Annotated in this window: 23 protein-coding genes; 6 read left to right on the forward strand and 17 right to left on the reverse strand. The window is 67.2% G+C overall.

Going from position 1 to position 21170, the window contains the following annotated elements; translation table 11 throughout:
- Positions 1 to 37: 37 nt before the first annotated feature.
- From ACEOAB_RS26630 to ACEOAB_RS26650, 5 genes are all read right to left on the reverse strand, one after another.
- Positions 38 to 1057, reverse strand: coding sequence for an FUSC family protein (locus ACEOAB_RS26630; RefSeq protein WP_495653211.1), 1020 nt, complete (start codon positions 1055 to 1057; stop codon positions 38 to 40).
- A complete protein-coding gene (locus tag ACEOAB_RS26635) occupies positions 1054 to 1524 on the reverse strand; it encodes a MarR family winged helix-turn-helix transcriptional regulator (RefSeq protein WP_495653212.1) in 471 nt (156 codons plus the stop codon). Before ACEOAB_RS26635 ends, ACEOAB_RS26630 begins: the two co-directional genes overlap by 4 nt.
- 43 nt (positions 1525 to 1567) lie before the next feature.
- Entirely contained in the window at positions 1568 to 2266 is a 699-nt protein-coding gene (locus tag ACEOAB_RS26640; RefSeq protein WP_413750395.1) for a DUF2242 domain-containing protein, read from the reverse strand.
- A gap of 82 nt (positions 2267 to 2348) precedes the next feature.
- Positions 2349 to 3002, reverse strand: a complete 654-nt coding sequence (locus tag ACEOAB_RS26645) for a nucleoside/nucleotide kinase family protein (RefSeq protein ID WP_413750396.1) — start codon at positions 3000 to 3002, stop codon at positions 2349 to 2351.
- 33 nt (positions 3003 to 3035) lie between these two features.
- Positions 3036 to 4310 (reverse strand): Glu/Leu/Phe/Val family dehydrogenase, encoded by a 1275-nt coding sequence (locus ACEOAB_RS26650; protein WP_007833298.1) that lies wholly within the window; start codon positions 4308 to 4310, stop codon positions 3036 to 3038.
- Positions 4311 to 4554: 244 nt separating this feature from the next.
- Between ACEOAB_RS26650 and ACEOAB_RS26655 the strand changes: the two genes are divergently transcribed.
- The gene (locus ACEOAB_RS26655; RefSeq protein WP_413750397.1) at positions 4555 to 4887 is read left to right on the forward strand and encodes a DUF4148 domain-containing protein; all 333 of its coding nucleotides are present in this window, start codon (positions 4555 to 4557) and stop codon (positions 4885 to 4887) included.
- Between the two features lie 145 nt (positions 4888 to 5032).
- Positions 5033 to 5500, forward strand: a complete 468-nt coding sequence (locus tag ACEOAB_RS26660; RefSeq protein ID WP_056514219.1) for an Lrp/AsnC ligand binding domain-containing protein — start codon at positions 5033 to 5035, stop codon at positions 5498 to 5500.
- Positions 5501 to 5509: 9 nt separating this feature from the next.
- Here ACEOAB_RS26660 and ACEOAB_RS26665 read toward each other — a convergent pair whose 3' ends face one another.
- The gene (locus ACEOAB_RS26665; RefSeq protein ID WP_056591281.1) at positions 5510 to 6214 is read right to left on the reverse strand and encodes a YggS family pyridoxal phosphate-dependent enzyme; all 705 of its coding nucleotides are present in this window, start codon (positions 6212 to 6214) and stop codon (positions 5510 to 5512) included.
- Positions 6215 to 6265: 51 nt separating this feature from the next.
- Between ACEOAB_RS26665 and ACEOAB_RS26670 the strand changes: the two genes are divergently transcribed.
- The 3 genes from ACEOAB_RS26670 (at position 6266) to ACEOAB_RS26680 (ending at position 9557) form a co-directional block, all read left to right on the forward strand.
- Positions 6266 to 7309: a type IV pilus twitching motility protein PilT gene (locus tag ACEOAB_RS26670; RefSeq protein ID WP_007833310.1), complete on the forward strand. Its 1044-nt coding sequence runs from the start codon at positions 6266 to 6268 to the stop codon at positions 7307 to 7309.
- A 13-nt stretch (positions 7310 to 7322) separates the two neighbouring features.
- Positions 7323 to 8459, forward strand: coding sequence for a PilT/PilU family type 4a pilus ATPase (locus tag ACEOAB_RS26675; RefSeq protein WP_056591284.1), 1137 nt, complete (start codon positions 7323 to 7325; stop codon positions 8457 to 8459).
- A gap of 189 nt (positions 8460 to 8648) precedes the next feature.
- Positions 8649 to 9557, forward strand: coding sequence for an NAD(P)-dependent oxidoreductase (locus tag ACEOAB_RS26680; RefSeq protein ID WP_413750398.1), 909 nt, complete (start codon positions 8649 to 8651; stop codon positions 9555 to 9557).
- A 145-nt stretch (positions 9558 to 9702) separates the two neighbouring features.
- Here the strand turns inward: ACEOAB_RS26680 and ACEOAB_RS26685 are convergent, their stop codons facing one another.
- The 3 genes from ACEOAB_RS26685 to ACEOAB_RS26695 all read right to left on the reverse strand — a co-directional run bounded on the left by ACEOAB_RS26685 (position 9703) and on the right by ACEOAB_RS26695 (position 11657).
- Positions 9703 to 10509 (reverse strand): BON domain-containing protein, encoded by an 807-nt coding sequence (locus ACEOAB_RS26685; protein ID WP_495653213.1) that lies wholly within the window; start codon positions 10507 to 10509, stop codon positions 9703 to 9705.
- Positions 10506 to 11150, reverse strand: coding sequence for an SIS domain-containing protein (locus ACEOAB_RS26690; RefSeq protein ID WP_495653214.1), 645 nt, complete (start codon positions 11148 to 11150; stop codon positions 10506 to 10508). Before ACEOAB_RS26690 ends, ACEOAB_RS26685 begins: the two co-directional genes overlap by 4 nt.
- Positions 11151 to 11279: 129 nt before the next feature.
- The gene (locus tag ACEOAB_RS26695; RefSeq protein WP_007837338.1) at positions 11280 to 11657 is read right to left on the reverse strand and encodes a YraN family protein; all 378 of its coding nucleotides are present in this window, start codon (positions 11655 to 11657) and stop codon (positions 11280 to 11282) included.
- A 46-nt stretch (positions 11658 to 11703) separates the two neighbouring features.
- Here ACEOAB_RS26695 and rsmI point away from each other — a divergent pair, with 46 nt between their 5' ends.
- Entirely contained in the window at positions 11704 to 12654 is a 951-nt protein-coding gene (gene rsmI, locus ACEOAB_RS26700; RefSeq protein WP_495653215.1) for a 16S rRNA (cytidine(1402)-2'-O)-methyltransferase, read from the forward strand.
- A 66-nt stretch (positions 12655 to 12720) separates the two neighbouring features.
- Here the strand turns inward: rsmI and ACEOAB_RS26705 are convergent, their stop codons facing one another.
- The 8 genes from ACEOAB_RS26705 to ACEOAB_RS26740 form a co-directional block, all read right to left on the reverse strand.
- Positions 12721 to 13650 (reverse strand): YncE family protein, encoded by a 930-nt coding sequence (locus tag ACEOAB_RS26705; RefSeq protein ID WP_056591296.1) that lies wholly within the window; start codon positions 13648 to 13650, stop codon positions 12721 to 12723.
- Entirely contained in the window at positions 13647 to 14576 is a 930-nt protein-coding gene (locus tag ACEOAB_RS26710; protein WP_413749618.1) for an SMP-30/gluconolactonase/LRE family protein, read from the reverse strand. Before ACEOAB_RS26710 ends, ACEOAB_RS26705 begins: the two co-directional genes overlap by 4 nt.
- A 5-nt stretch (positions 14577 to 14581) precedes the next feature.
- The gene (locus ACEOAB_RS26715) at positions 14582 to 15973 is read right to left on the reverse strand and encodes an ABC transporter substrate-binding protein (RefSeq protein ID WP_413749619.1); all 1392 of its coding nucleotides are present in this window, start codon (positions 15971 to 15973) and stop codon (positions 14582 to 14584) included.
- A gap of 169 nt (positions 15974 to 16142) precedes the next feature.
- The gene (locus ACEOAB_RS26720) at positions 16143 to 16970 is read right to left on the reverse strand and encodes a carbohydrate ABC transporter permease (RefSeq protein WP_056591304.1); all 828 of its coding nucleotides are present in this window, start codon (positions 16968 to 16970) and stop codon (positions 16143 to 16145) included.
- A 10-nt stretch (positions 16971 to 16980) separates the two neighbouring features.
- Entirely contained in the window at positions 16981 to 17856 is an 876-nt protein-coding gene (locus ACEOAB_RS26725) for a carbohydrate ABC transporter permease (RefSeq protein WP_413749620.1), read from the reverse strand.
- Positions 17857 to 17861: 5 nt separating this feature from the next.
- The gene (locus ACEOAB_RS26730; RefSeq protein WP_056591308.1) at positions 17862 to 19193 is read right to left on the reverse strand and encodes an ABC transporter substrate-binding protein; all 1332 of its coding nucleotides are present in this window, start codon (positions 19191 to 19193) and stop codon (positions 17862 to 17864) included.
- Between the two features lie 36 nt (positions 19194 to 19229).
- The gene (locus tag ACEOAB_RS26735) at positions 19230 to 20321 is read right to left on the reverse strand and encodes an ABC transporter ATP-binding protein (protein ID WP_413749621.1); all 1092 of its coding nucleotides are present in this window, start codon (positions 20319 to 20321) and stop codon (positions 19230 to 19232) included.
- Between the two features lie 34 nt (positions 20322 to 20355).
- Positions 20356 to 21165, reverse strand: a complete 810-nt coding sequence (locus tag ACEOAB_RS26740; protein WP_413749622.1) for a cytochrome b561 domain-containing protein — start codon at positions 21163 to 21165, stop codon at positions 20356 to 20358.
- Between the last annotated feature and the right edge of the window lie 5 nt (positions 21166 to 21170).

Here is a 21170-nt window from a genome sequence, read left to right on the forward strand (position 1 = left end):
ACGATTGATTTTCGGAAGATTCTAGGGCTTGGGTCCGTCAGGCGGATGACGGCGAGCGGGCACCGAGCACCTGCTGCAGGCGGCGCAAGTCGTCGAAAAGCAGGCTCAGCGGTGCGGCCAGGAGCGCATTCGACGGCACGCCGCGCGACGCCTGCGCGCAGCGGTCGAGCCCGCCCAGATCGGGCGGCGTGCTCCTTCCCGCGAGCGCATCGGCCATGCCGGCGATGGCGGTGCCGGCAGCCTGTGCGGCTTCTCGCCACGTGGCGTCGGTCTCCGTGTCCTGCGCTTGCCGGAACACGCGGTCGAGCACCACGGCGTCCTGGAAGATGCGCGCCGCCAGCCGGACCTTGTCGCGATAGGCGCCTCGCGCGGTGGCGCCACCGCGGCGCCACCACCGCGCCTCCAGGTCCGCGCCGCCGGCCAGCACGGCCAGCCGGCCCAGCGCGGCGCGCGTGCCTGCGTGGATGCGCTCGGCCTCGGCATCGGCGGGCTGCCGCGCGGCCGCCATGCGCTTCGCGATGCCGTGCAGCAGCGCGGCGCAGCTCTCGTCGAAACGCGCACCCGCGTGGTATTCGGACACGACCGTGGAGACCGCCAACGCCACCCCCACCCCGATGCCGATCTGCGCCATGCGCAGCAGCGCCACCTGCAACGCCGAATGGCCGGGGATGCCGCCGGCCGAAAGGATGATCAACGCAGCCACCGGCGCACTGCGCAGGCCCGGCGCGGCCGCGCTGGCAAAGGACAGCAGCATGACGACGGCCAGCGTGCTCGCGAGCGCCGGTGTGCCGTGGTGCTGCATCCAGACGCCGATCAGGCCGCACAGCGCGCCGGCTGCCGTGCCGCGCACCCGGTTCCATCCGGCATCGAGCGTGGACCCGGCGCTCGGGCGCATGACGATCAGCACGCTCATCACCGCCCAGAAGCTTTCGGGCAGATGCAGGACGACCGCCACGCCCCAGGCGATGGCCACTGCCGCTGCCAGTTGCACGCCGGGACGCCAGCGGCCGTGGCGCCAGGGATCCGTCAGGCGCTGGAGAGCCGGGGCGCCGATCATGACCTGCCAGCCGGTGGATCGGTGTCCAGCGCGGCGGCGATGCCGTCGATGAGCCCGCAGGCCTGCAGCAGCAAGGCGCGCTGGCCGGCATCCAGCGTGGCGCCGATCGCCTCGGCCAGCGCCGCCTCGCGCCTGCGCATGAGCGCCTTGAGACGGCGCACGCCCTCGGCCGTGAGCGACAGCAGCCATTGGCGCCCGTCGCTCGGGTGAGGTGTGCGGCCGATCCAGCCTTCGGCCTCCAGCTCGGCCAGCAGCCGGGTCAGCGATTGGAGCTTGACGCGTTCGAGCCCCGCCAGCGCGGTGGGCGTGCACGGCCCGTACCGATGCAGCTGGCCGAGCACGCTGAGCTTGGCCACGCTCGGGCCGTCGGGCGCGGCGCTGCCGCTGCGCAGCTGGCGCGACAGCAGCGACACCGAGGTGCGCAGGCGCGAGGCGCATTGCGCCGGATCCGGGATGGGGGAAGCCATGCCCAGATTGTAAGACTCATCTTGGTACTTTGGCGTCCCGGCGTCAGCCCCGGTTGGGTGACGAGCTCACGGGATACGTGACGGCGGGCACCGCGGCAGGCGTGACGGTGGGCGCTGCGGCAGGCGGTGAAGCGACCGGCGTTTCCGCGGGTGCCGCGGCTTCGTCCTCTCCCACCGGGCCGTCGAGGAAACGGTCGAGCAGCGCGAAGAAGCGGTCGTAGAAGCGCTCGTCGGTCAGCGTCTCACTCGCGACCTTCACCATCGCGTCGTCGCTGCTCGAGAACGGCAGCGAGAGCGAGCCGATCGCGCCCACGCCGAGGCTGGCGGAGTTGTTCACCTTCTTGATGCCGTAGCGGTCCTGCAGCGCGGTCGCGAAGGCCACGGTGCTTTTGCTGGCCTTGCCGCCCCTCGTGTTCTCGCGCGCGCAGACCACGCGGAACTCGACCTCGACGTGCACCTCGGCCGCAGGTTGGAAGCTCTTGCGCCCGGTGACGAGGTCGGTGTTGGCGGCCGTGATCATGTAGCCCTGGCTCAGCAGCGCGCGGCGCGCGGCCTCGCAGGTCTGGGCCTCGGTGGCCTCGTAGTCGCGGGTGTGGGTGGTGGTCGAGCCGAAGGCCTCGGGCTCGTACGACACGCGGTGCGAAGCGCTGCCGCAGCCGGCGAGCACGAAGGCGGAAAGCAGGCCCAGCACGAGGACCGGGGCGCGGGCAAGAGAGAAGCAGGTGGGGTGCGTGGACGGCATGGAGCGGCGAATGCTAACCGGCGGCTCGCCGGCATGGCTTCGAGCGCGCCGCCGCGCCGGCGTTCCCTGCCGCGCAGGATTTTCAGGACCAGGGCAGCACGTGGTGCGCGCGCATCCGCGTCGCCGCGATCAGCCGCGCATTGGGTGCATCGGTGCTCGCCACCCAGGCGCGCGCTTCCTCGGCGCTGCGGCCGAACTGCTGGTGGCGCCGCACCAGACGCTCTTCGCGCACCGCGTCGTCGATGTCCACGTACCAGACCTCGTCGAGCATCGCCGCCGCGCCGGCCCAGGGGCCGTCGTCGTGCAGCAGGTAGTTGCCTTCGGTGATGACCAGCTGCGTCGACGGCAGCACCGCGATGGCGCCGGCGATCGGCTCCTCGATCTCGCGGCGGAACTCGGGCGCGTAGACGATGCCGCCGTCGGGCCGCTGCTCGCGCAGGCGCTGCAGCAGCGCGACATAGCCGGCGCTGTCGAAGGTGTCGGGGGCACCCTTGCGGGCAGCGCGGCCGAGCCGCTGCAGCTCGACGTTGGCAAGGTGAAAGCCGTCCATGGGGACGACCTGGGCACAGTCGGCGCCCACCGATCGGAGCAGCGCCGCCGCGAGCGTGGACTTGCCCGCGCCGGGTGCACCGACCAGCCCCAGCAGCCTGCGCTGCCCGCCGGCCATCAGGGCCTGCAGGCGGGCGAGGCTGTCCGCTGGGAGAGAGGGGATTTGCTGCGCGGGGATGGTGGTCATCCCCCGAGCGTAGCGTCCTCGCGCGTCAGGAAATCACGGATACAGGCCGCGTTCCTGGCGAGCCATCAGGATGCGTTCGCAAGCCACCGCGTACGTCGCCGTGCGCAGCGTGATCTTGTGCTTGTCCGCCGTGTCCCAGATGTGGTTGAGCGCGTTCATCATGATGCGGTCGAGGCGCACGTTGATCTCGTCCTCGTCCCAGAAGAAGGACGAGAAGTCCTGCACCCATTCGAAGTAGCTCACCGTCACGCCGCCGGCGTTGCAGATCACGTCGGGCACCACCAGCACGCCGCGCTCGGCGAGGATGTCGTCGGCGATCGGCACCGTGGGGCCGTTGGCGCCTTCGAGCACCAGCTTGGCGGTGGTCTTCTGTGCGCGTTCGGCCGTCAGTTGGCCTTCGAGCGCGGCCGGAATGAGGATGTCGCAGGGCGTTTCCCAGAAGTCCTCGTTCGGCACGATGTCGCCGCCGGCCTTGAAGCCGACCACGCCGTCGGTGCGCGAGATGGGCACCAGCTTGGCCAGGTCGAGGCCGTTGCTGTTGACGATGGTGCCGGTGTGGTCCTGCACCGCGACGATCTTGGCGCCGGCTTCGGCGAAGAGTTCCGCCGCGACCGAGCCCACGTTGCCGAAGCCCTGCACCGCGATGCGCGCGCCGCGCAGGTCCATGCCCAGTCGGCGAGCGGCTTCACGGCCGGTGACGAACACGCCGCGGCCGGTGGCCTTCACGCGGCCCAGCGAACCTCCCAGGTGCAGCGGCTTGCCGGTGACCACGCCGGTGGCGGTGCCGCCGACGTTCATCGAGTAGGTGTCCATCATCCACGCCATGATCTGCGCGTTGGTGTTCACGTCGGGCGCGGGAATGTCGGTGTGCGGGCCGATGATGATGCCGATCTCGCTGGTGTAGCGGCGCGTGACCTTCTCCAGCTCCTGCAGCGAGAGCTTCTTCGGGTCGACGCGGATGCCGCCCTTGGCGCCGCCGTACGGCAGGTTGACGGCTGCGGTCTTGATGGTCATCCAGGCCGACAGCGCCATCACTTCTTCCAGCGTGACGTCGGGGTGGAAGCGCACGCCGCCCTTGCCCGGGCCGCGGCTCATGTTGTGCTGAACGCGGTAGCCCTCGAAGTGGGCGATGGTGCCGTCGTCCATCTCGATCGGCACGTCGACGATCAGCGCGCGCTTGGGGCGCTTGAGTGTCTCGACCCAGCGGGCCAGCGGGCCGAGGTACGGCACGACGCGGTCGACCTGCGAAAGATACGTGCCCCACGGGCTGTTCGCGGTCGGGCTGACGAAGGAGAGTTTTTCGCTCATGGGATATCCCTTGGTTTGTTCGGGTGGGCGCAACGATAGACCTCTACCGCGCGTCGCGCCATGGCTTATGCGCGCCGCGCTGACGGTTATGCAAGAGACGTTGGGACCACGCATTGCGCCGAAGTAATCGCGGCGTGCGGCGCCTGACGGCCAGCCTCCCTAGATTCGACCGGCATGCCGGCCCAGGCCCGGCATGGCTGGCGCCATGTCGGCGACGGCGAACAACCAAGGGACATCCATCACCATGCTGCACCGCACACTTCTTTCCCCTCTTCTCGCCGTGGCCGCTTCGGCTGCCGCGCTGGCGCCCCTGGCCGCTTCGGCTGCGAGCGAATACCACTTCGCGCCGACCGAGGCCGGCGTGACGCGCCACCCCGACCACGCTAGGCTTGATCCGTCGCGCGATCGGGTCGTCGCCGAACTGGAGACGGCGCGCAACCAGCCCGCATGGAGCGCCGTGAGCCGCGGCGCACCCTGGCCCGTGGCGCGCACCGGCCAGCCCGCCACGCGCGAAGCCGTGGAGGCCGAGGCCATCAAGGCCATGCGGGAGGGAACGATTCCGTCCGGCGAGCGGTAGGCGCCGCGGCTCATCGACCCGCAGATGCGGCGCGTTGGGTAGGCAAGGGTAGGCCGCCGGCACTCCCTGGTTCTATTTCCTATGGCCAGCACCCATAGGCCGCATCTTCTGCAAGAAATCGACGTTCGAGCCGGATAATCCTCCGATGCTCGACCTGGACCGCATCGATCTCCGGCTGCTGAAGATCCTTCAGGAGGACGGCCGCATCACCAACCTCAAGTTGGCCGAGGCGGTGGCGCTCTCGCCCACCGCGGTGCTGGCGCGGGTGCAGCGGCTCACGCGCGACGGCTTCATCCAGGGCTACGAGGCACGGCTCGATCCGCACAAGCTGGGCCGCGGCTTCACCGTCTTCGTCGAGGTGCTGCTCGACCGCACCACCCCCAACGTGTTCGACCAGTTCAAGGCGGCCGTGCAGGTGCGCGACGAGATCATGGAATGCCACATGGTCGCGGGCGGCTTCGACTACCTGCTCAAGACCCGCATGGCCGACATGGCCGCCTACCGCGAGTTCGCCGGCACCGTGCTGTGGCAGTTGCCCGGCGTGCGCGAGACGCGGACCTATGCGGTGATGGAAGAAGTGAAGAGCAGCGCGCGCCTGCCGCTGGGAATTTGACGCGGCCGGTCAGGCCGGCTTGCCGTATGCGCGGCCGCCGAAAATGGCCGTGCCGACGCGCACCATCGTGCTGCCGGCGCTGATCGCTGCTTCAAGATCGGCGCTCATGCCGAGCGACAGCGTGTCGAGCGCGATGCCCGCCTCGCGGATCGACTGGTACACCGCATGCGCGCGCAGGCACAACGCGCGCTGCGATTCGAAATCGGCCGCCGGTTCGGGGATCGCCATGAGCCCGCGCAGCCGCAGATGTGGCAAGGCCGCCACAGCGCGCGCGAGCGCGAGCGCCTCTTCGGGCGGCACGCCGGACTTGTTCGCGCCGCCGTCCACATTAACCTGAAGGCATACATCGAGCGGCGGCAGGTGCGCCGGCCGCTGGGCAGAAAGTCGCTCGGCGATCTTCAGCCGGTCGATGCTGTGGACCCAGTCGAAGTGCTCGGCCACGGGCCGCGTCTTGTTGCTTTGCAGGGGGCCGATGCAGTGCCACTCGAGGGAAGCGCGCAGGTCGGCGAGGGCTTCGATCTTGTCGAGGCCTTCCTGCACGTAGTTCTCGCCGAAGGCCGACTGGCCCGCCGCATGCGCCTCGCGCACGGCCTGCGGCCCGAAGGTCTTGGACACCGCCAGCAGCCTCACCTCGCCGGGCGCGCGGCCGGCCGTTACACATGCCTTTGCGATCCGGTTGTTTACTTGCTGGAGGTCGTCGCCAATCATCGTCATAATCGTCCAAAATCGTATCAAAACGTCACCAAAACCGAGCCGAGGAGCCCCGTGGACATCACCCAATTGCTGGCGTTCAGCGTCAAGAACAAAGCCTCCGACCTGCACCTTTCCGCAGGACTGCCGCCCATGATCCGCGTCAACGGCGACGTGCGCCGCATCAACGTCGATGCGCTCGATCACAAGGGCGTTCACGCCATGGTGTACGACATCATGAGCGACACGCACCGCAAGCACTACGAAGAGTTCCTGGAAGTCGACTTCTCGTTCGAGATCGACGGCCTCGCGCGCTTCCGCGTGAATGCATTCAACCAGGCGCGCGGCGCGGCCGCGGTGTTCCGGACCATTCCCTCGAAGATCCTCACGCTCGAGCAGCTGAACGCCCCGAAGATTTTCGGTGAACTCGCACTCAAGCCGCGCGGGCTCGTGCTGGTGACGGGCCCCACGGGCTCGGGCAAGTCGACCACGCTCGCCGCCATGGTCAACTACCTCAACGAAAACGAGTACGGCCACATCCTCACGGTGGAAGACCCGATCGAATTCGTGCACGAGTCGAAGAAGTGCCTGATCAACCAGCGCGAAGTGGGGCCGATGACGCTGTCGTTCTCGAACGCGCTGCGCTCCGCACTGCGCGAAGACCCCGACGCCATCCTGGTGGGCGAGCTGCGCGACCTCGAGACCATCCGCCTCGCGATGACGGCGGCCGAGACCGGCCACCTGGTGTTCGGCACGCTGCACACCTCTTCCGCCGCCAAGACCATCGACCGGATCATCGACGTGTTCCCGGGCGAGGAAAAGGAAATGATCCGCGCCATGCTGTCGGAGTCGCTGCAGGCGGTGATCTCGCAGACGCTGTGCAAGACCAAGGACGGCCAGGGCCGCGTGGCGGCGCACGAGATCATGCTGGGCACGCCCGCCATCCGCAACCTGATCCGCGAGGCCAAGGTCGCGCAGATGTACTCCACCATCCAGACCGGCCAGGGCTCGGGCATGCAGACGCTCGACCAGAACCTGACAGAACTGGTGCGCCGCAATACGATCTCCGCTGCCGAAGCCCGGGGTAAGGCAAAGATCCCAGAAAACTTCCCCGGCTGAAGGAGTCGCAATCATGGAACGCGATCAAGCCAGCCAGTTCATCAACGACCTGCTCAAGCTCATGGTGAGCCGCAGCGGCAGCGACCTGTTCATCACCGCCGACTTTCCGCCGGCCATCAAGGTCGACGGCAAGGTCACCAAGGTGTCGCAGCAGGCGCTGGGTGCACAGCACACGCTGGCGCTCACGCGCTCGATCATGAACGACCGCCAGACGGCGGAGTTCGAGCGCACCAAGGAGTGCAACTTCGCGATCTCGCCGACCGGCATCGGCCGCTTCCGCGTGAACGCTTTCGTGCAGCAGGGCAAGGTCGGCATGGTGATGCGGACCATTCCCGCCAAGCTGCCGACCATCGACGGGCTGGGCATGCCGCAGATCCTGAAGGACGTGTCGATGACCAAGCGCGGCCTGTGCATCCTGGTGGGCGCCACCGGCTCGGGCAAGTCGACCACGCTGGCCGCGATGATCGACTGGCGCAACGAAAATTCGTACGGCCACATCGTCACGGTGGAGGACCCGGTCGAGTTCGTGCACCCGCACAAGAACTGCGTGGTGACGCAGCGCGAGGTGGGCATCGACACCGACAGCTGGGAAGCCGCGCTGAAGAACACGCTGCGCCAAGCGCCCGACGTGATCCTGATGGGTGAAATCCGCGACCGCGAGACCATGGAGCACGCGGTGGCCTTCGCCGAAACCGGCCACCTGTGCATGGCCACGCTGCACGCCAACAGCGCCAACCAGGCGCTGGACCGGATCATCAACTTCTTCCCCGAAGAGCGCCGCGCGCAGCTGCTGATGGACCTGTCGCTGAACCTGCGCTCGCTGGTGTCGCAGCGCCTGGTGCCCACCGAGGACGGCACGGGCCGCGTGGCGGCGGTGGAAGTGCTGCTGAACACGCCGCTGATTTCCGACCTGATCTTCAAGGGCGAGGTGGGTGAGATCAAGGAGATCATGCGCAAGAGCCGCAACCTGGGCATGCAGACCTTCGACCAGGCGCTGTTCGACCTGTTCGAGAGCCACTCGATCACCTTCGAGGACGCCATCCGCAACGCCGACTCGGCGAACGACCTGCGGCTGCAGATCAAGCTCAACAGCCAGCGTGCGCGCAGCACCGACCTGGCGGCAGGTACGGAGCACTTCGCAATCGTATAGCTCGCCCCCAGGCTTCGCGCACTTCGTGTCGCTTCTCCTACCCCCTACCGGGGGCGACGCCAGCGGCCCGGCAAAGCCGGTTCCGCGGTGTCTCGCGACTGGCTTGCGCCGGTTTCATGTCGCGCGCGCAAGGCGCAGCGTCCGGAAGGACCCGAGGGGATCGGGTTTCTTGGCTTTAAGCTGTCGGCCATGAGCAGCATCAAACTCCGCACCTACGAATCCGTTCCCGCCCAGACGGTGGCCTTCCTTGGCCTCGGCGTCATGGGCGGGCCCATGGCCGGACACCTGGCCAAGGCCGGCCACACGGTCACGGTCTACAACCGCACGCCCGCCAAGGCACAGGCCTGGGCCGCCGAATTCGGCGCACCCGGACGCCACGCCCCGACGCCGCGCGAGGCCGCAGCCGGCGCCGACATCGTGTTCTGCTGCGTCGGCAACGACGACGACCTGCGCTCCGTGGTGCTGGGCGACGACGGCGCCTTCGCCGGCATGAAGAAGGGCGCGGCGTTCGTCGACCATACGACCGCTTCCGCCGACGTGGCGCGCGAGCTTTCCAAGGCCGCTCAGGCGCTGGGCCTGCACTTCATCGACGCGCCCGTCTCGGGTGGACAGGCCGGCGCGCAGAACGGCGCGCTCACCGTGATGTGCGGTGGCGATGCGGCTGTGTTCGAGCGCATCAGGCCGGTGGCCATGGCGTTCTCGCGCGCGGTCACGCTGCTGGGCGACAGCGGCGCCGGACAGCTCGCCAAGATGGTGAACCAGATCGCCATCGCGGGCCTGGTGCAGGGCCTGTCGGAAGCCATCGCCTTCGGCCAGCGCGCGGGGCTCGACATGGAGGCGGTGCTCGGCGTCATCAGCAAGGGCGCGGCCCAGAGCTGGCAGATGGAAAACCGCGGCAAGACCATGATCGAAGGCAAGTTCGACTACGGCTTCGCGGTCGACTGGATGCGCAAGGACCTGGGCCTGGTGCTCGACGAAGCCAAGCGCAATGGCGCGCGCGTGCCGGTGACGGCGCTCGTCGACCAGTTCTACGCCGATGTGCAGCAGGCCGGCGGGCGGCGCTGGGACACGTCGAGCCTCATCATCCGATTGAAATAGGCTCGCCCCCAGGCTGCGCGCACTTCGTGTCGCTTCGCCTTCCCCCTACCGGGGGCAACACCTGAGGACCGGCGGAGCCGGATCCTCGGTGTTCCACGAAAAAATGCCCGCTAAGGCAGCGGGCATTTTTGTTCGCGCTCGTTCTTCAGCGGATCGGCGACGTCGTCACGCCGCTTGCGGGCAGCGGCTCCATCGGCGGCAGCGGCACGCGCGAGCTGGAGGAAGAAGGCGCTGACGATGGCGAAGGCGCGGACGGCGTCGCCGACGTCACCGGAGCCGGACCCGTGCCGCCGCGCTGCGCCGCAGCCTGGTTTGCCGCCTGGCTGGCCGCCAGGTCCGCCTCGCTCACGACCTCGACCACGCGCACGACCTTCACCACGCCCGAGACGCCGCGCGTGATGTCGGTGGCGCGGTCGGTTTCGCGCCGCGTCGCGATGCCCATCAGGTAGACCACGCCGCGCTCGGTCACCACCTTGAAGGAATTGGCGAAGATGTCCTTGGCGTCGAGCAGCGAGGCCTTCACCTTGCCGGTGATGTAGAGGTCGTTCGAGCGGTCCTGGAAGGTGCTCGAGGAGCCGACGGTCAGCTCGTTCACCACCGATCGCACGTTCACGATGCGGCTCACTTCCTCCTCGACGCGGCGGCGGTCGGCTTCGCTGCCCACGGCGCCGGTCAGCAGCACCTGGCGGTTGTAGCTGGTGACGCTCACGTACATCTGGTCGTTGGCGATGTCGCGCACGCGGGCCGCGGCGCGCAACTCGATGCCCTGGTCGTCCAGCTGTGCGCCGGAGCTGCGGCGGTCGGTGGCCACCATGCCCACGCCCATCACGGCCGCACCGCCCACGACGAGCGGCACGCAGGCGGAAAGGCCGGCGACCAGTGCGGCACCCAGGGTGAGGGCCAGGGCGAAACGCCGGGTCGATGATGTCATCGTCATGGTCGTCATGGTCATGAGGAAGCTTCCTGTTCTCCGAGTAACTGGGCATCCACGCCGTCGCACAGGCAATGCAGCGCGATCTGGTGGATTTCGTGGATGCGCGCCGCACGCTCGTGCGGCACGCTGATCTGGACATCGGTCTCGCGCAGCGCACGGCCGATGGCGCCGCCCGAACCACTGCTGCCCGCGCCCGGCGCCGAAGACGCGCCCGAGACGGCGTTGCCGAGCAGCGCGACCACGGTCATGTCGCGTTCGTGCGCGGCTGCCACAGCAGCCAGCACCGACGCCGACTGTCCGCTGGCGCTCAGTGCCAGCAGCACGTCGCCGGCCTGGCCGAGCGCGCGCACCTGGCGGGCGAAGCGGTCGACGTCCGTCGCGCTCGCGCTGTCGGCCTCGGGGTCGGTGGTGTCGCCGGGCAGCGCGATGGCGCCGAGCTCGGGCCGCTCGCGTTCGAAGCGGCCCACGAACTGCGCGGCGAACTGGGCCGCCAGCAGCCCCGACACGCCAGCACCGCAGGCGAGCACCTTGCCGCCGCTGGTCACGCAGGCCAGGATGGCCTGCATCGCTTGAGAGATGGGTTTGCTGAGGACCGGTCCGGTCTGGTACTTGAGGTCGGCACTGTCGATGAAGTGCTGCTGAATCCGTTGCTCGAGCATGAGGCGGGATGATAACTGGGGGTTGTGAAACAAGACGTTTTGGAATGTCCCACCCCGAATCTCCGCGCACTTCGTGTCGCTTACGGGTGCCCGGCATGGGATGGGTTGCTCCACGGGCGTTCGAGCGGATCAACTCGCGTCGAAGGCGCCCGGGAGCCAGGTGATTGTCTCCTCGACCAGCACCACGTCGAAACGACATGGCGGCACCGTGCGCAGCCGGCTCAGGTAATGCTGCGCGGCGAACACGATGCGCCGCTGCTTCAGTCCGGTGATGCTGCCGCCCGCGCCGCCGTGCGTGCCGGTGCTGCGCTGGCGGACCTCGACGAACACCAGGGTGCCCTGCGGCGAATGGCGCGGATCGCGCATGATCAGGTCGATCTCGCCCCCGCCGCGCCCGGGCGTCCGATAATTGCGCGCGACCAGCACGAGGCCGGCGTCCTGCAGATGGTCGAGCGCGGCGTCTTCCGCCGCATCGCCGCGATGCTTCGTTGTGGTGTCTGTCTTCATGGCTCCCTGCCTGCAATCTTCTTGTTCGTTCTGACGGAGAAACCTCTTGGCTTCACTCGCCCCTGCTTCATTCGGCGCCGCCCTCGCGGCCGCGCGCGACGCCGCGGGTGCGCAGCATTATCCGCAGGGCACGCTCTACGTGGTCGCCACGCCGATCGGCAACCTGGCCGACATCACGCTGCGCGCGCTGCATGTGCTGCAGCTGGTGGACGCCATCGCCTGCGAGGACACGCGCCACACGCAAAGCCTGCTGCGCGCCTACGGCATCGATCGCCCCGGCGCACAACTGCTGGCGGTGCACCAGCACAACGAGGCCGAGGCCGCGCAGGCCGTGGTCGCGCGGCTCGCGCAGGGCGAGCGCATCGCCTACGTCAGCGACGCCGGCACGCCCGGCGTGAGCGACCCCGGCGCGCGGCTCGCTGCGGCCGTGCGCGCGGCCGGGCAGCGCGTGCTGCCGCTGCCCGGTGCAAGCAGCGTGACCACCCTGGTGGGCGCGGCGGGCCTGGTGGCCGAAGGCGGCGACGCCAACGCCAGCAGCAGTGCCTTCGTCTTCGCGGGCTTCCTGCCGAGCAAGGCCGGCGAGCGCGACACGGCCGTGCAGGCGCTGTCGCAGGAGCCGCGCGCCGTGGTGCTGCTCGAAGCGCCGCACCGCATCGAGAACCTCGCACGCGCACTGGCCACGCTGGGCGAGCGCCGCATCACCGTGGGCCGAGAGCTCACCAAGCAGTTCGAGGAAATCGCGACGGTGGCGGCCAGCACCCTGCCCGACTGGTTCGGCGCCGACCGCGACCGCATCCGCGGCGAGTTCGCGCTGGTGCTGCACCCGGTGGCGGTGAGCGGCGACGGTGGCGCGGAAGGCGAACGCGTGCTGCGACTGCTGCTGGCGGAACTGCCGGTGAAGACGGCGGTGAAGCTGGCTGCGGAGATCAGCGGCGCACCGCGCAACACGCTGTATGAATTGGCGCTGCGCATACGCAACGAGGCCGAAGAAGCCTAGCCGTCCCGCTCCGCATACCGCCTGGAGATCCCGTCCTCGTTGAACGCGATGCAGTCGCTGCCGCGTTCACAGGAGCACCACACATGACACGTCCGGCTCGCGCTGCGTGCTGATGAAGCGTTCGAAGGCCAGCGTTTCCATGTTGAAGTAGCCGAGCCGGTCGTTGTCCTGGCTCACGAAAGCGAGCGGCCGGGTCGGATGGAAGCTCAGCGCAATCGCACGCGCTTCCATCGGAATGCAGGCCAGTTCCTTCAGGTTCGCCGGGTCGACTATCGACAGGCTGCGATCGCCGTAGTTGGTGACCACCAGACGCCCGTCGCGATACGGGTAGAGGCGCGTCGCGTCCTCGCGCGAGGGGGCTTCGCGCAGCACTTTCATGGTGGCGGTGTCGATGGCCGCCAGCGTGTTGCTCCACCGGTTGGTGACGTAAAACGTCTTCTCGTCAGCCGAGAGCGCACAGCCCTCGGGCTTCTCGCCGGGCGCGCAGGGCACCGGCGCGACCGTGGCTTCGTATGGCCGGACCCTGGTCACGGTGTGCGAGAGCAGGTTCATCACGTAGGCAGTCTGTCCGTCGCGGGTGAGCGCGAACAGGTGGCTCTTGATGCCGCCGGTGGGCACTGCGCGGCGCGGCGTGGTGTCGGTCTCCGGACGGTCGAGCACCACCAGCTGCGCGCGCTCCTCGCTCAGCACGTAGAGGCGGCCCTGTTCGTCCATCTGCATGCCGTGCAGCCGGTTGAAGGGGGCGATGTCGATGGTGCGTGCAAGCTTGCGCGCCGCGATGTCGATCTGGAAGATGCGAGTGCCGCCGTGGCCCAGATGGCCTGAGGTCTCGACGCCGTAGTGGCCCACGTAGGCGAAACGCTTCGCTGCGTCCACCACGAACTCGTGCGGAAACTCCTCGAGGGCGATGCTGTGCAGCCGTTCACCGCTTTCGATGTCGTAGTAGCTGAAGCAGTGGCTGCACTTTTCCACCAGGAGCAGGGTCTCTTTGGTCATGGATGCTGGACCCCTTCGGTATGAAGGGCGATCCGGTAGAGCGAGGTGCTAGCTGCGATGTAGAGCTGGTTGCGCCCCGTGCCACCGAAGCAGAGGTTGCCCACCTTCTCCGGCACATGGATCTTCCCGAGCAGGCTGCCGTCGGGGTGGTAGACCTGCACGCTGTCGAGGCTGCTGGTGTAGAGCCAGCCCTGGGCGTCGAGGCGGAAGCCGTCGGGCAGGCCGGGATTCACCTCGGCGAACACGCGGCCGTTGGCGAGCGCATCGCCGCGGACGTCGAACACCATCAGGTGGTGGTGGCCGCTGCCGTCGCTGCGCATCGCGGCCGAGGTATCGCTCACGTAAAGCCGCGATTCGTCGGGCGAGAAGGCGAGGCCGTTGGGCTCCTGCACCGCGTCGGTCATGGCGTCGAGGCGGCCGCTCGCCGGATCGAAGCGGAACACGAAGTTGGCCGGCTGCTCGCGTTCCGCACGATGGCCTTCCCGGTCACTGGCAATGCCATAAGGAGGGTCGGTGAACCAGATCGTGCCGTCGCGCTTCACGACCACGTCGTTGGGCGAGTTGAGGCGCTTGCCGAGGTGGCGGTCGACCACGATCTCGTCGGGCGTATCGGCATGCACGCCTCCGGCCAAGGCGCGCGTGCGCACGATGGCGCGCAGGCCGTGCGAGCAGTGGAGCAGGCCACCGGTGAGATCGCGCGTGTGGCCGTTGGTGAACTCGACGCCGGTTCGCCAGACCGTCATGCCGTCGCGCGCACTCCAGCGCAGCATGCGGTCATTGGGAATGTCGCTCCAAAGCACGGCTTCGTCCTCGTGCATCCAGACCGGACCTTCGCTCCAGCGGGCGCCGGTACACAGTCGCTCCAGCCGGCTCCCCTCGACGATGGGGGACAGGCGAGCATCGAAGATTTCGATCCGGGTATCCATGCGTTTCATCCTTTTGCAGCACCCGTGGGTACGGCCTTGCCTATCCAACCACCGCTTCGCAGCAGCGACTCGAGCTGCGGCACAGTGGAAGCGAGGGCCTCGCGCGCCGTGCGCTTGCCTGTCAACACGTCGGGCAGGACTTGCCCGATGACGTTCTTGCTCATTTCGTCCCATTCCGGGATCAACGGTCGCCAGTCGGGGTTGGCAGCGCGCAGCACGAAAGGCAGCATGCCTTGCTCGGGATTCCTGAGCTTGAAATCGACATTGGCCAATGTCGACCAGCGGCCCGCGTTGCCACCGAGCGTTGCCACACGCAGATCGTTTGCCTTGCTGGTCAACCACTGGATGAACACGCAGGCGGCTTCGGGATGGCGCGCGTTCTTCGGAATCGCAAGCCCAAAGCCGCCGGTCTGCCCCGACAGGCGGGTGCCGCTCGGATGCATCGCGTAGGCGACCTTGTTCACCACCTTCGAACGCCTCGGATCCTTGGCCGGCCCCATGACGGCCAGCGTGTCGAGATAGAACGCGCATTCGCCATGGAGGAACGCGGCCTGCATCTCATCGAAACCGGCCTTGCCGGCAGCGACCGGACCCGTCTCGACCAGGCGGCGAAGTGTCTCGGCAGCCTTGATGCCTGGATCCTCGTGCAGCACAGGCCTGAAGCCGGCATCGAACACCTGACCGCCGAATGGCGAAAGGTGCAGCAGCCAGGCATGCGTGATTTGATGGCCCGCCTGCGAGCGCGAGCTTACGCCGCCGATCTTTTCCTTGTCGCGGATCACCTCGCAAGCGTGCAGCAATTCTCCGTAGGTGGACGGCACCTGCAGCTTCTGTCGCTCCAGGATGTCACGCCGAAAGCCCAGCACGCTGGTTTCCGCGCCATAGGGCAGTCCGTACAGCCGAGCGTCCGGACCGGGCAGAGACGCCTTCGGACCACCAGCCACGCCGATAGCCTGGACATAGGCGGGAATCAGGTCTTTGAAGTCGTAGTTCGGCATGGCCAGCGATGGGTCGGCCAGCATCTCGTCCAGCGGCCGAAGCAGGCCCTCCTTGATGTACCCGGCCTTCCACACCACCAGATAGGTGATGGCGTCATAGTCGCCTTGGGGCTTTCGCATTCCCACGAGCTGGCGGTCTTTCATCTCGAGGTAGGGTGTCCGGTCGCGCTCAATCCTGATACCCGTCTCGCGTGTGAAATCGTCGAAGAGCCCTTCGGCTGCATCGTAGTGTGGGTGCGGGCCGGGATAGCTCACGCGGATGGTCTGGCCGCGCAGCTTGTCCCAGGCACGCTGGCTCGAGTTCTGTGCGCGGGCACCGAGCCCCCAGCAAGCGGCGCCATATGCGCCTGCAGCCTGTATCAGCGTCCGTCGGCCAATCGAAGATCGATCCTTCAGCATGCTTCCTCGACAGTCCTGATAGTTGGGAGATCGCAAACAAGGGCCGCCCGATCACTCAGTCTGAGCACGGTGCCGGTGCGAACGTTGCCTGCGAAGCTGGTCATTTCAGGTGCCATCGGCATCGCCATGCCCGACAGGTGTGACACCGCGTGGTTGCAGTCGAGGGCCATCATCCCTTGACCGCACCCGCAGTGAGCCCGGTGATGATCTGGCGCGCGGCGACGAACGTGAAGATCAGCGGCGGGATCGCGATCAGGCTGCCCATCGCCATCACCTTGCCCCAATCAACGCCCATGTCGGTGATGAACAATGAGGCCGCCACGGGCAGCGTGCGGGTGTGGCGGTCGGTCAGCACCAGGGCCAGGATGAACTCGTTCCACGCGATGCGAAAGGTGAAGATCGAAGCCGCGGCCAAGCCGGGGGCCATCAGCGGAAGCAGCACTTTCATGAACACTTTGATCGGACCGCAGCCATCGATGGCCGCGGCTTCTTCCAGTTCGATCGGAACCTGCAGCACGAAGCCGTAGAGCAGCCAGATGGTGAAGGGCAGGTTGACCGCCACGTACAGAAGGACCAGGCCCCACAGGCTGTTGACCAGGTGCCACTGGTTCCAGATCATGAAGACCGGAATGGCCAGCACGGCCAGCGGCACGGTGCGCAGCAGCAGCGTGGTGTAGGCCACCATGTTGCGCCCCGCAAAGCGGAAGCGGGCCAGGCCGTAAGCAGCCATGCAGCCGAGCACCAGTGTGACGGCCGTGGAGACAATGCCGACGAACAGGCTGTTCATCAGGTAGCTGCTGAACTTGTCTTCTTCCAGCACGGCGCGGTAATTCTCCAGCGTGGGCGTGAAGATGAAGTTCAGGGGCTCGGCGAAAATCTGCACCTGCTGACGCAGGCTGGTGGTGAAGATCACCGCGATCGGTGCGATGCACAGCACCGCGAGCGCAATCAGCATCGCGTAATGCAGTGCCGCGAAAAGAGGGGAATGCCGTTTCATGCTTGTCGTCTCACCTGTCGTTCTTGAGCGGGTTCGACAGCCGCAACGCGCCCCAGGAGAGAGCCACGACCACTACCAGCAACAGCACCGAGATCGCCGCCGCAGCGCCAAGCTGCTGACCGACAAAGGCCGTCTTGTAGATATGCAGGGCGAGAATTTCGGTCGAATCGCCAGGACCGCCGAAGGTCAGCACGTAGATCACCTCGAGCACGCGGAAGGCATCTATCAGCCGCATCATCAGCGTGATGGCGATCACGTGCATCACCATCGGCAGCTTGACCATGAAGGTCATCTGCCACCATTTGGCACCATCGATGCGCGAGGCCTCGATCACCGCCGCGTCCACGTTGGCCAGGGCCGCCACCATCATGATGAAGACGAAGGGAGTCCACTGCCAGATGTCGGCGACGACGATTGCGGCGAAGGCCAGGGTCGGGTCCGCCAACCAGCCTCGTGCGGCGATGCCGAACAAGCCCAGGACTGCATTGACGAGGCCGAACTGCGCGTCGAACAGGTAACGCCAGGCCAAGCCGACCGCAATGGGCGCGATCATCATCGGCAGGATGAACAGCGTGCGGAAGAACGCCGTGCCGCGCACCGGGCGTTCCAGCGCCAGCGCCAAGGCGATGCCCGCCACCATCTCCACGCTGACGCTCACCGCTGCGAATTGCAGGGTGGTCCACAGCGACGACCAGACGCGTGGATCGGAGAGTGCCGAGACGAAGCTGTCGAGCCCGACCCAGCGGGCGTCACTCCACGGAGTGCCCATGCTCCAGTCGAAGAAGCCGAGTTGAAAGGCCGACAGAACGGGGTAGAGGCAGGCCGCCACCATGATGAGGACAGCCGGGCCGAGGTAGAAGGCCGGAATCCAGGGAGATGTGCGCATCGCGATCAGACCTTGTAGTTCGCTTCGCGCATGATCTGCGTGACCGGACCCACCAGGTCATTGAGCGCGGCCTCTGCTGTCTTCCTGCCGGTGAGTGCCTCGGAGATGCCGACGCCCAGCGCCTGCACGTTGATCTTGTCCCACACCGGGATGATCGGTCGCCAATCGGGATTGGAGTACTTCAATGCCTCCCTGAACGTGATGAATTCCGGGTACTGGCGCACCAGTTCGGCATCGAGCATCGTGGAGTTGCGCACCGGCGTGCCGCCGGCCCGGGCGCAGGCCTTGTCCTGTGCTTTCGAGGTGAGCCACTGCATCAGCAGGAAGCCGGCATCGGCATTCTTCGCGTTCTTCGGGATCGCCAAGCCCAGGCCGCCCGACTGCGATGCGCGCCTGGTGCCCATGGGGTGCAGCGCCCAGCTCACCTTGCCAGCGATCCTCGACTTGGAGGGGTCGTTGACCAGACCGGCGAGCGAGGTGGAGTCGAGGTACATCGCAGCCTGGCCCTGCAGGAAGGCCGTATTGCTCTCGCCCTGCCCATAGGCCGGGATGCCGGCCGGGCCGGTGGCCACCACCTCCTGCAGGAACTTGAGCGCCTTGACGCCCGCCTGGTCATTGAAGCGCACCTTCCATTCCTCGTCGAAGATGCTGCCTCCGAGCGGGTTCAGGTGCAACAGCCAGGCGTGCACGCACTGGTGGCCGGCCTGTCCGCGCGAGGCCAATGCGCCAATGCCTTCCTTGTCTTTCAACACGCGCAGGAGCTTGGCGAAATCGTCGTAGTTGCCGGGCGGCTGCAGGTTGTGTTTGGCAAAGATGTCGCGGCGGTAGGCCAGCACCGAGGTTTCAGCACCATAGGGCAGGCCGTAGAGCTGGGCGCCGGGGCCTGCCAGGTAGCCTTTGGGGCCACCGACCATGCCCAGGTTCTCCAGGTAGATCGGGATGATGTCTTTCAGGTCGTACGCGGGATCGGCCAGGGCAGAATTCCTGAAGAAGCGCTCCAGCGGATGGATGAGGTTCTTGGCGACATATTCGCCCTTCCACATCACCACGTAGCTCACCAGGTCGTAGTCCCCTTGCGACTTGGCCATTTCGAGCAACTGCTTTTCCTTCATGCGGCCCATGGCCAGCTTGTCCACGTCGACCTTGATGCCGGTCTCCTTGGTGAATTCGGGCAGGATCTTCAGCATCGCGTCGTAGTGCGGATGCGCCGGGATGCTGAAGGTCACGGTCTGGCCCGCGTACCTGGCGTAGCGGCTCTGCGCGAGCGCCCCGTGAACAGGCAGGCCGGCGCCGAACACCGTCATCGCACTGCTCTTGACGAAATCTCTTCTCTTCATGACTGTCTCATTTCTTGTTGATGGATGAGAGCGGAATCAGCGGCGCAGGGAGCGTCCGCTGTCGCTGTCGAAAACGTGCAGGTCTTCGCTGTCGAATCCCAGGTGGACGTTGCGGTGCAACTGCGCATGGGCATCGCCCGGCAGCATCGCGGCCACGCGCTGGCCCGAGGACGTGACCATGTGGCCGACGATCTGGCTTTCGGTGCCGAGGTACTCCACCACTTCCACCTTGACGGTCAACTGCGCCGCGGCAGGGCTGGTTCGCAGCGCCTGCGGGCGCAGGCCCAGCGTCAGACCTTGCTCTGGGTCGGGCGGATTGGCCGCAAGCCAGGCGGGCGGTTGCCAGGCAAAACCTTCGCCGCGCAGCACGCACCGGCCGTCTTCCTCGACATAGCGGGCCTTGAAAAAATTCATGGTGGGCGTTCCGATGAAGCCCGCCACGAACAGGCTCGCCGGCCGCGTGAACACTTCCGACGGCGTGCCCACCTGCTGGATGCGGCCCTTGTCGAAGATCACGATGCGCGAGGCCAGGGTCATGGCCTCGACCTGATCGTGCGTCACGTAGACCGTGGTCTTGCCCAGGCGCTCGTGCAGCAACGCCAGCTCGGCGCGCATGTGGCCGCGCAGCTTGGCATCGAGGTTCGACAACGGTTCATCGAACAGAAAGACCTTGGGCTCGCGCACGATGGCCCGGCCGATCGCCACGCGCTGGCGCTGGCCACCCGACAGCTCCTTAGGTTTGCGCGCAAGCAGGTGCCCGATGTTCAGCACCTTGGCGGCTGCAGCCACCTTGCTGTCGATTTCCGCCTTTGGCCGGCCCGCCAGGCGCAATGCGAACGACATGTTCGTCCCGACGTCCATGTGCGGATACAGCGCGTAGTTCTGGAACACCATTGCGATGTCGCGCGCCATCGGCGCCACGCGCGTGACGTCGCGCCCGCCGATGGTGATGTGCCCTTCGCTGACTTCCTCGAGCCCGGCGATCATGCGCAATGTCGTGCTCTTGCCGCAGCCCGATTCACCCAGCAGCACGATGAACTCGCCATCGCCGATGGTGAGGTCCATCTGCTGCACCACGGTCACCTCGCCGAAGCGCTTGACCACGTTGTTCAATTCCAGTCCTGACATCTTGTCTCTTTGAAGTTGGTTTTTGAAGGAAGGGTCAGGGTCGGCCGCAACGGGCTCGCCAGGCGGCCACCGTGTAGCGGCGAACCCCCAAACCCATGAGGGGCCGTCGATTTCCCGGGTGCACGGCACTCGGTCCCCAGATGGCCTGGTAGGTGTCGATGCAGCGGCCTTGGCGTTGGAGCCGGATGAAGGCCGCAGCAAAGGCGCACCACCAGAGGGCCAGAACGGCGGCCATCCAGCGCGGCGCGTCGACGATGACGAGCCCGAGAGCGATGGTCATCACCGCCAGGGCGATGGCCAGCCAGCCCAGCGATTTGTGCAGTCGCTCGAAGCCGATGCGCCAGCGAGTCATGTCGTAGTGATCGCCGCGAAGCCGGGCATCGGCAGGGCCGCCCTTGCTGCCGCGCAGCAGGCCGCCGGCAACCTGCGCCCACCCCGCGATACACAGGCTCCAGCCGAGCCACGCATGCACCTGCGCCGCTGTATCGCGTCTACCGCCGAGGCCCCACGCGAGCCCGAGCCCGACGGTCATCGCAAGTACGCCGGCGTACTGCAACACGCGATGCGTATGCCACCACGCCTTGTTGTCGAGCTGCTGCGGCCAGTCCTGGCCCGGCATGATCTTGAAGAAGCGCGCCGCCAACGCGCCGAGCGGCAACAGGATGCCCCAGCCGAGCACCATCAGCCGCGCATGCCAAGCTGTGTGGCCGGCAATGTGGTGCTCGATGGCGCCGGAGAGCGAGGCCAGCAGCCAATCCGACGGCTGTGCCAGCGCTGCGTGAGCGGCTGCCGGCATGGCCGACAGGCCCATCAGCGCGATGAAGCAGGCGTAGCGATGGGTCATGGCTC

It is taken from the genome of Variovorax sp. Varisp53, assembly GCF_059491555.1.

Excerpts from the sequence above, each read along its gene's own strand:
- ACEOAB_RS26630 (WP_495653211.1), bottom strand. The coding sequence starts at position 1,057 with ATGATCGGCGCCCCGGCTCTCCAGCGCCTGACGGATCCCTGGCGCCAC.
- ACEOAB_RS26635 (WP_495653212.1), bottom strand. The coding sequence starts at position 1,524 with ATGGCTTCCCCCATCCCGGATCCGGCGCAATGCGCCTCGCGCCTGCGC.
- ACEOAB_RS26640 (WP_413750395.1), bottom strand. The coding sequence starts at position 2,266 with ATGCCGTCCACGCACCCCACCTGCTTCTCTCTTGCCCGCGCCCCGGTC.
- ACEOAB_RS26645 (WP_413750396.1), bottom strand. The coding sequence starts at position 3,002 with ATGACCACCATCCCCGCGCAGCAAATCCCCTCTCTCCCAGCGGACAGC.
- ACEOAB_RS26650 (WP_007833298.1), bottom strand. The coding sequence starts at position 4,310 with ATGAGCGAAAAACTCTCCTTCGTCAGCCCGACCGCGAACAGCCCGTGG.
- ACEOAB_RS26655 (WP_413750397.1), top strand. The coding sequence starts at position 4,555 with ATGCTGCACCGCACACTTCTTTCCCCTCTTCTCGCCGTGGCCGCTTCG.
- ACEOAB_RS26660 (WP_056514219.1), top strand. The coding sequence starts at position 5,033 with ATGCTCGACCTGGACCGCATCGATCTCCGGCTGCTGAAGATCCTTCAG.
- ACEOAB_RS26665 (WP_056591281.1), bottom strand. The coding sequence starts at position 6,214 with ATGACGATGATTGGCGACGACCTCCAGCAAGTAAACAACCGGATCGCA.
- ACEOAB_RS26675 (WP_056591284.1), top strand. The coding sequence starts at position 7,323 with ATGGAACGCGATCAAGCCAGCCAGTTCATCAACGACCTGCTCAAGCTC.
- ACEOAB_RS26680 (WP_413750398.1), top strand. The coding sequence starts at position 8,649 with ATGAGCAGCATCAAACTCCGCACCTACGAATCCGTTCCCGCCCAGACG.
- ACEOAB_RS26685 (WP_495653213.1), bottom strand. The coding sequence starts at position 10,509 with ATGACCATGACGACCATGACGATGACATCATCGACCCGGCGTTTCGCC.
- ACEOAB_RS26690 (WP_495653214.1), bottom strand. The coding sequence starts at position 11,150 with ATGCTCGAGCAACGGATTCAGCAGCACTTCATCGACAGTGCCGACCTC.
- ACEOAB_RS26695 (WP_007837338.1), bottom strand. The coding sequence starts at position 11,657 with ATGAAGACAGACACCACAACGAAGCATCGCGGCGATGCGGCGGAAGAC.
- ACEOAB_RS26705 (WP_056591296.1), bottom strand. The coding sequence starts at position 13,650 with ATGACCAAAGAGACCCTGCTCCTGGTGGAAAAGTGCAGCCACTGCTTC.
- ACEOAB_RS26710 (WP_413749618.1), bottom strand. The coding sequence starts at position 14,576 with ATGGATACCCGGATCGAAATCTTCGATGCTCGCCTGTCCCCCATCGTC.
- ACEOAB_RS26715 (WP_413749619.1), bottom strand. The coding sequence starts at position 15,973 with ATGCTGAAGGATCGATCTTCGATTGGCCGACGGACGCTGATACAGGCT.
- ACEOAB_RS26720 (WP_056591304.1), bottom strand. The coding sequence starts at position 16,970 with ATGAAACGGCATTCCCCTCTTTTCGCGGCACTGCATTACGCGATGCTG.
- ACEOAB_RS26725 (WP_413749620.1), bottom strand. The coding sequence starts at position 17,856 with ATGCGCACATCTCCCTGGATTCCGGCCTTCTACCTCGGCCCGGCTGTC.
- ACEOAB_RS26730 (WP_056591308.1), bottom strand. The coding sequence starts at position 19,193 with ATGAAGAGAAGAGATTTCGTCAAGAGCAGTGCGATGACGGTGTTCGGC.
- ACEOAB_RS26735 (WP_413749621.1), bottom strand. The coding sequence starts at position 20,321 with ATGTCAGGACTGGAATTGAACAACGTGGTCAAGCGCTTCGGCGAGGTG.
- ACEOAB_RS26740 (WP_413749622.1), bottom strand. The coding sequence starts at position 21,165 with ATGACCCATCGCTACGCCTGCTTCATCGCGCTGATGGGCCTGTCGGCC.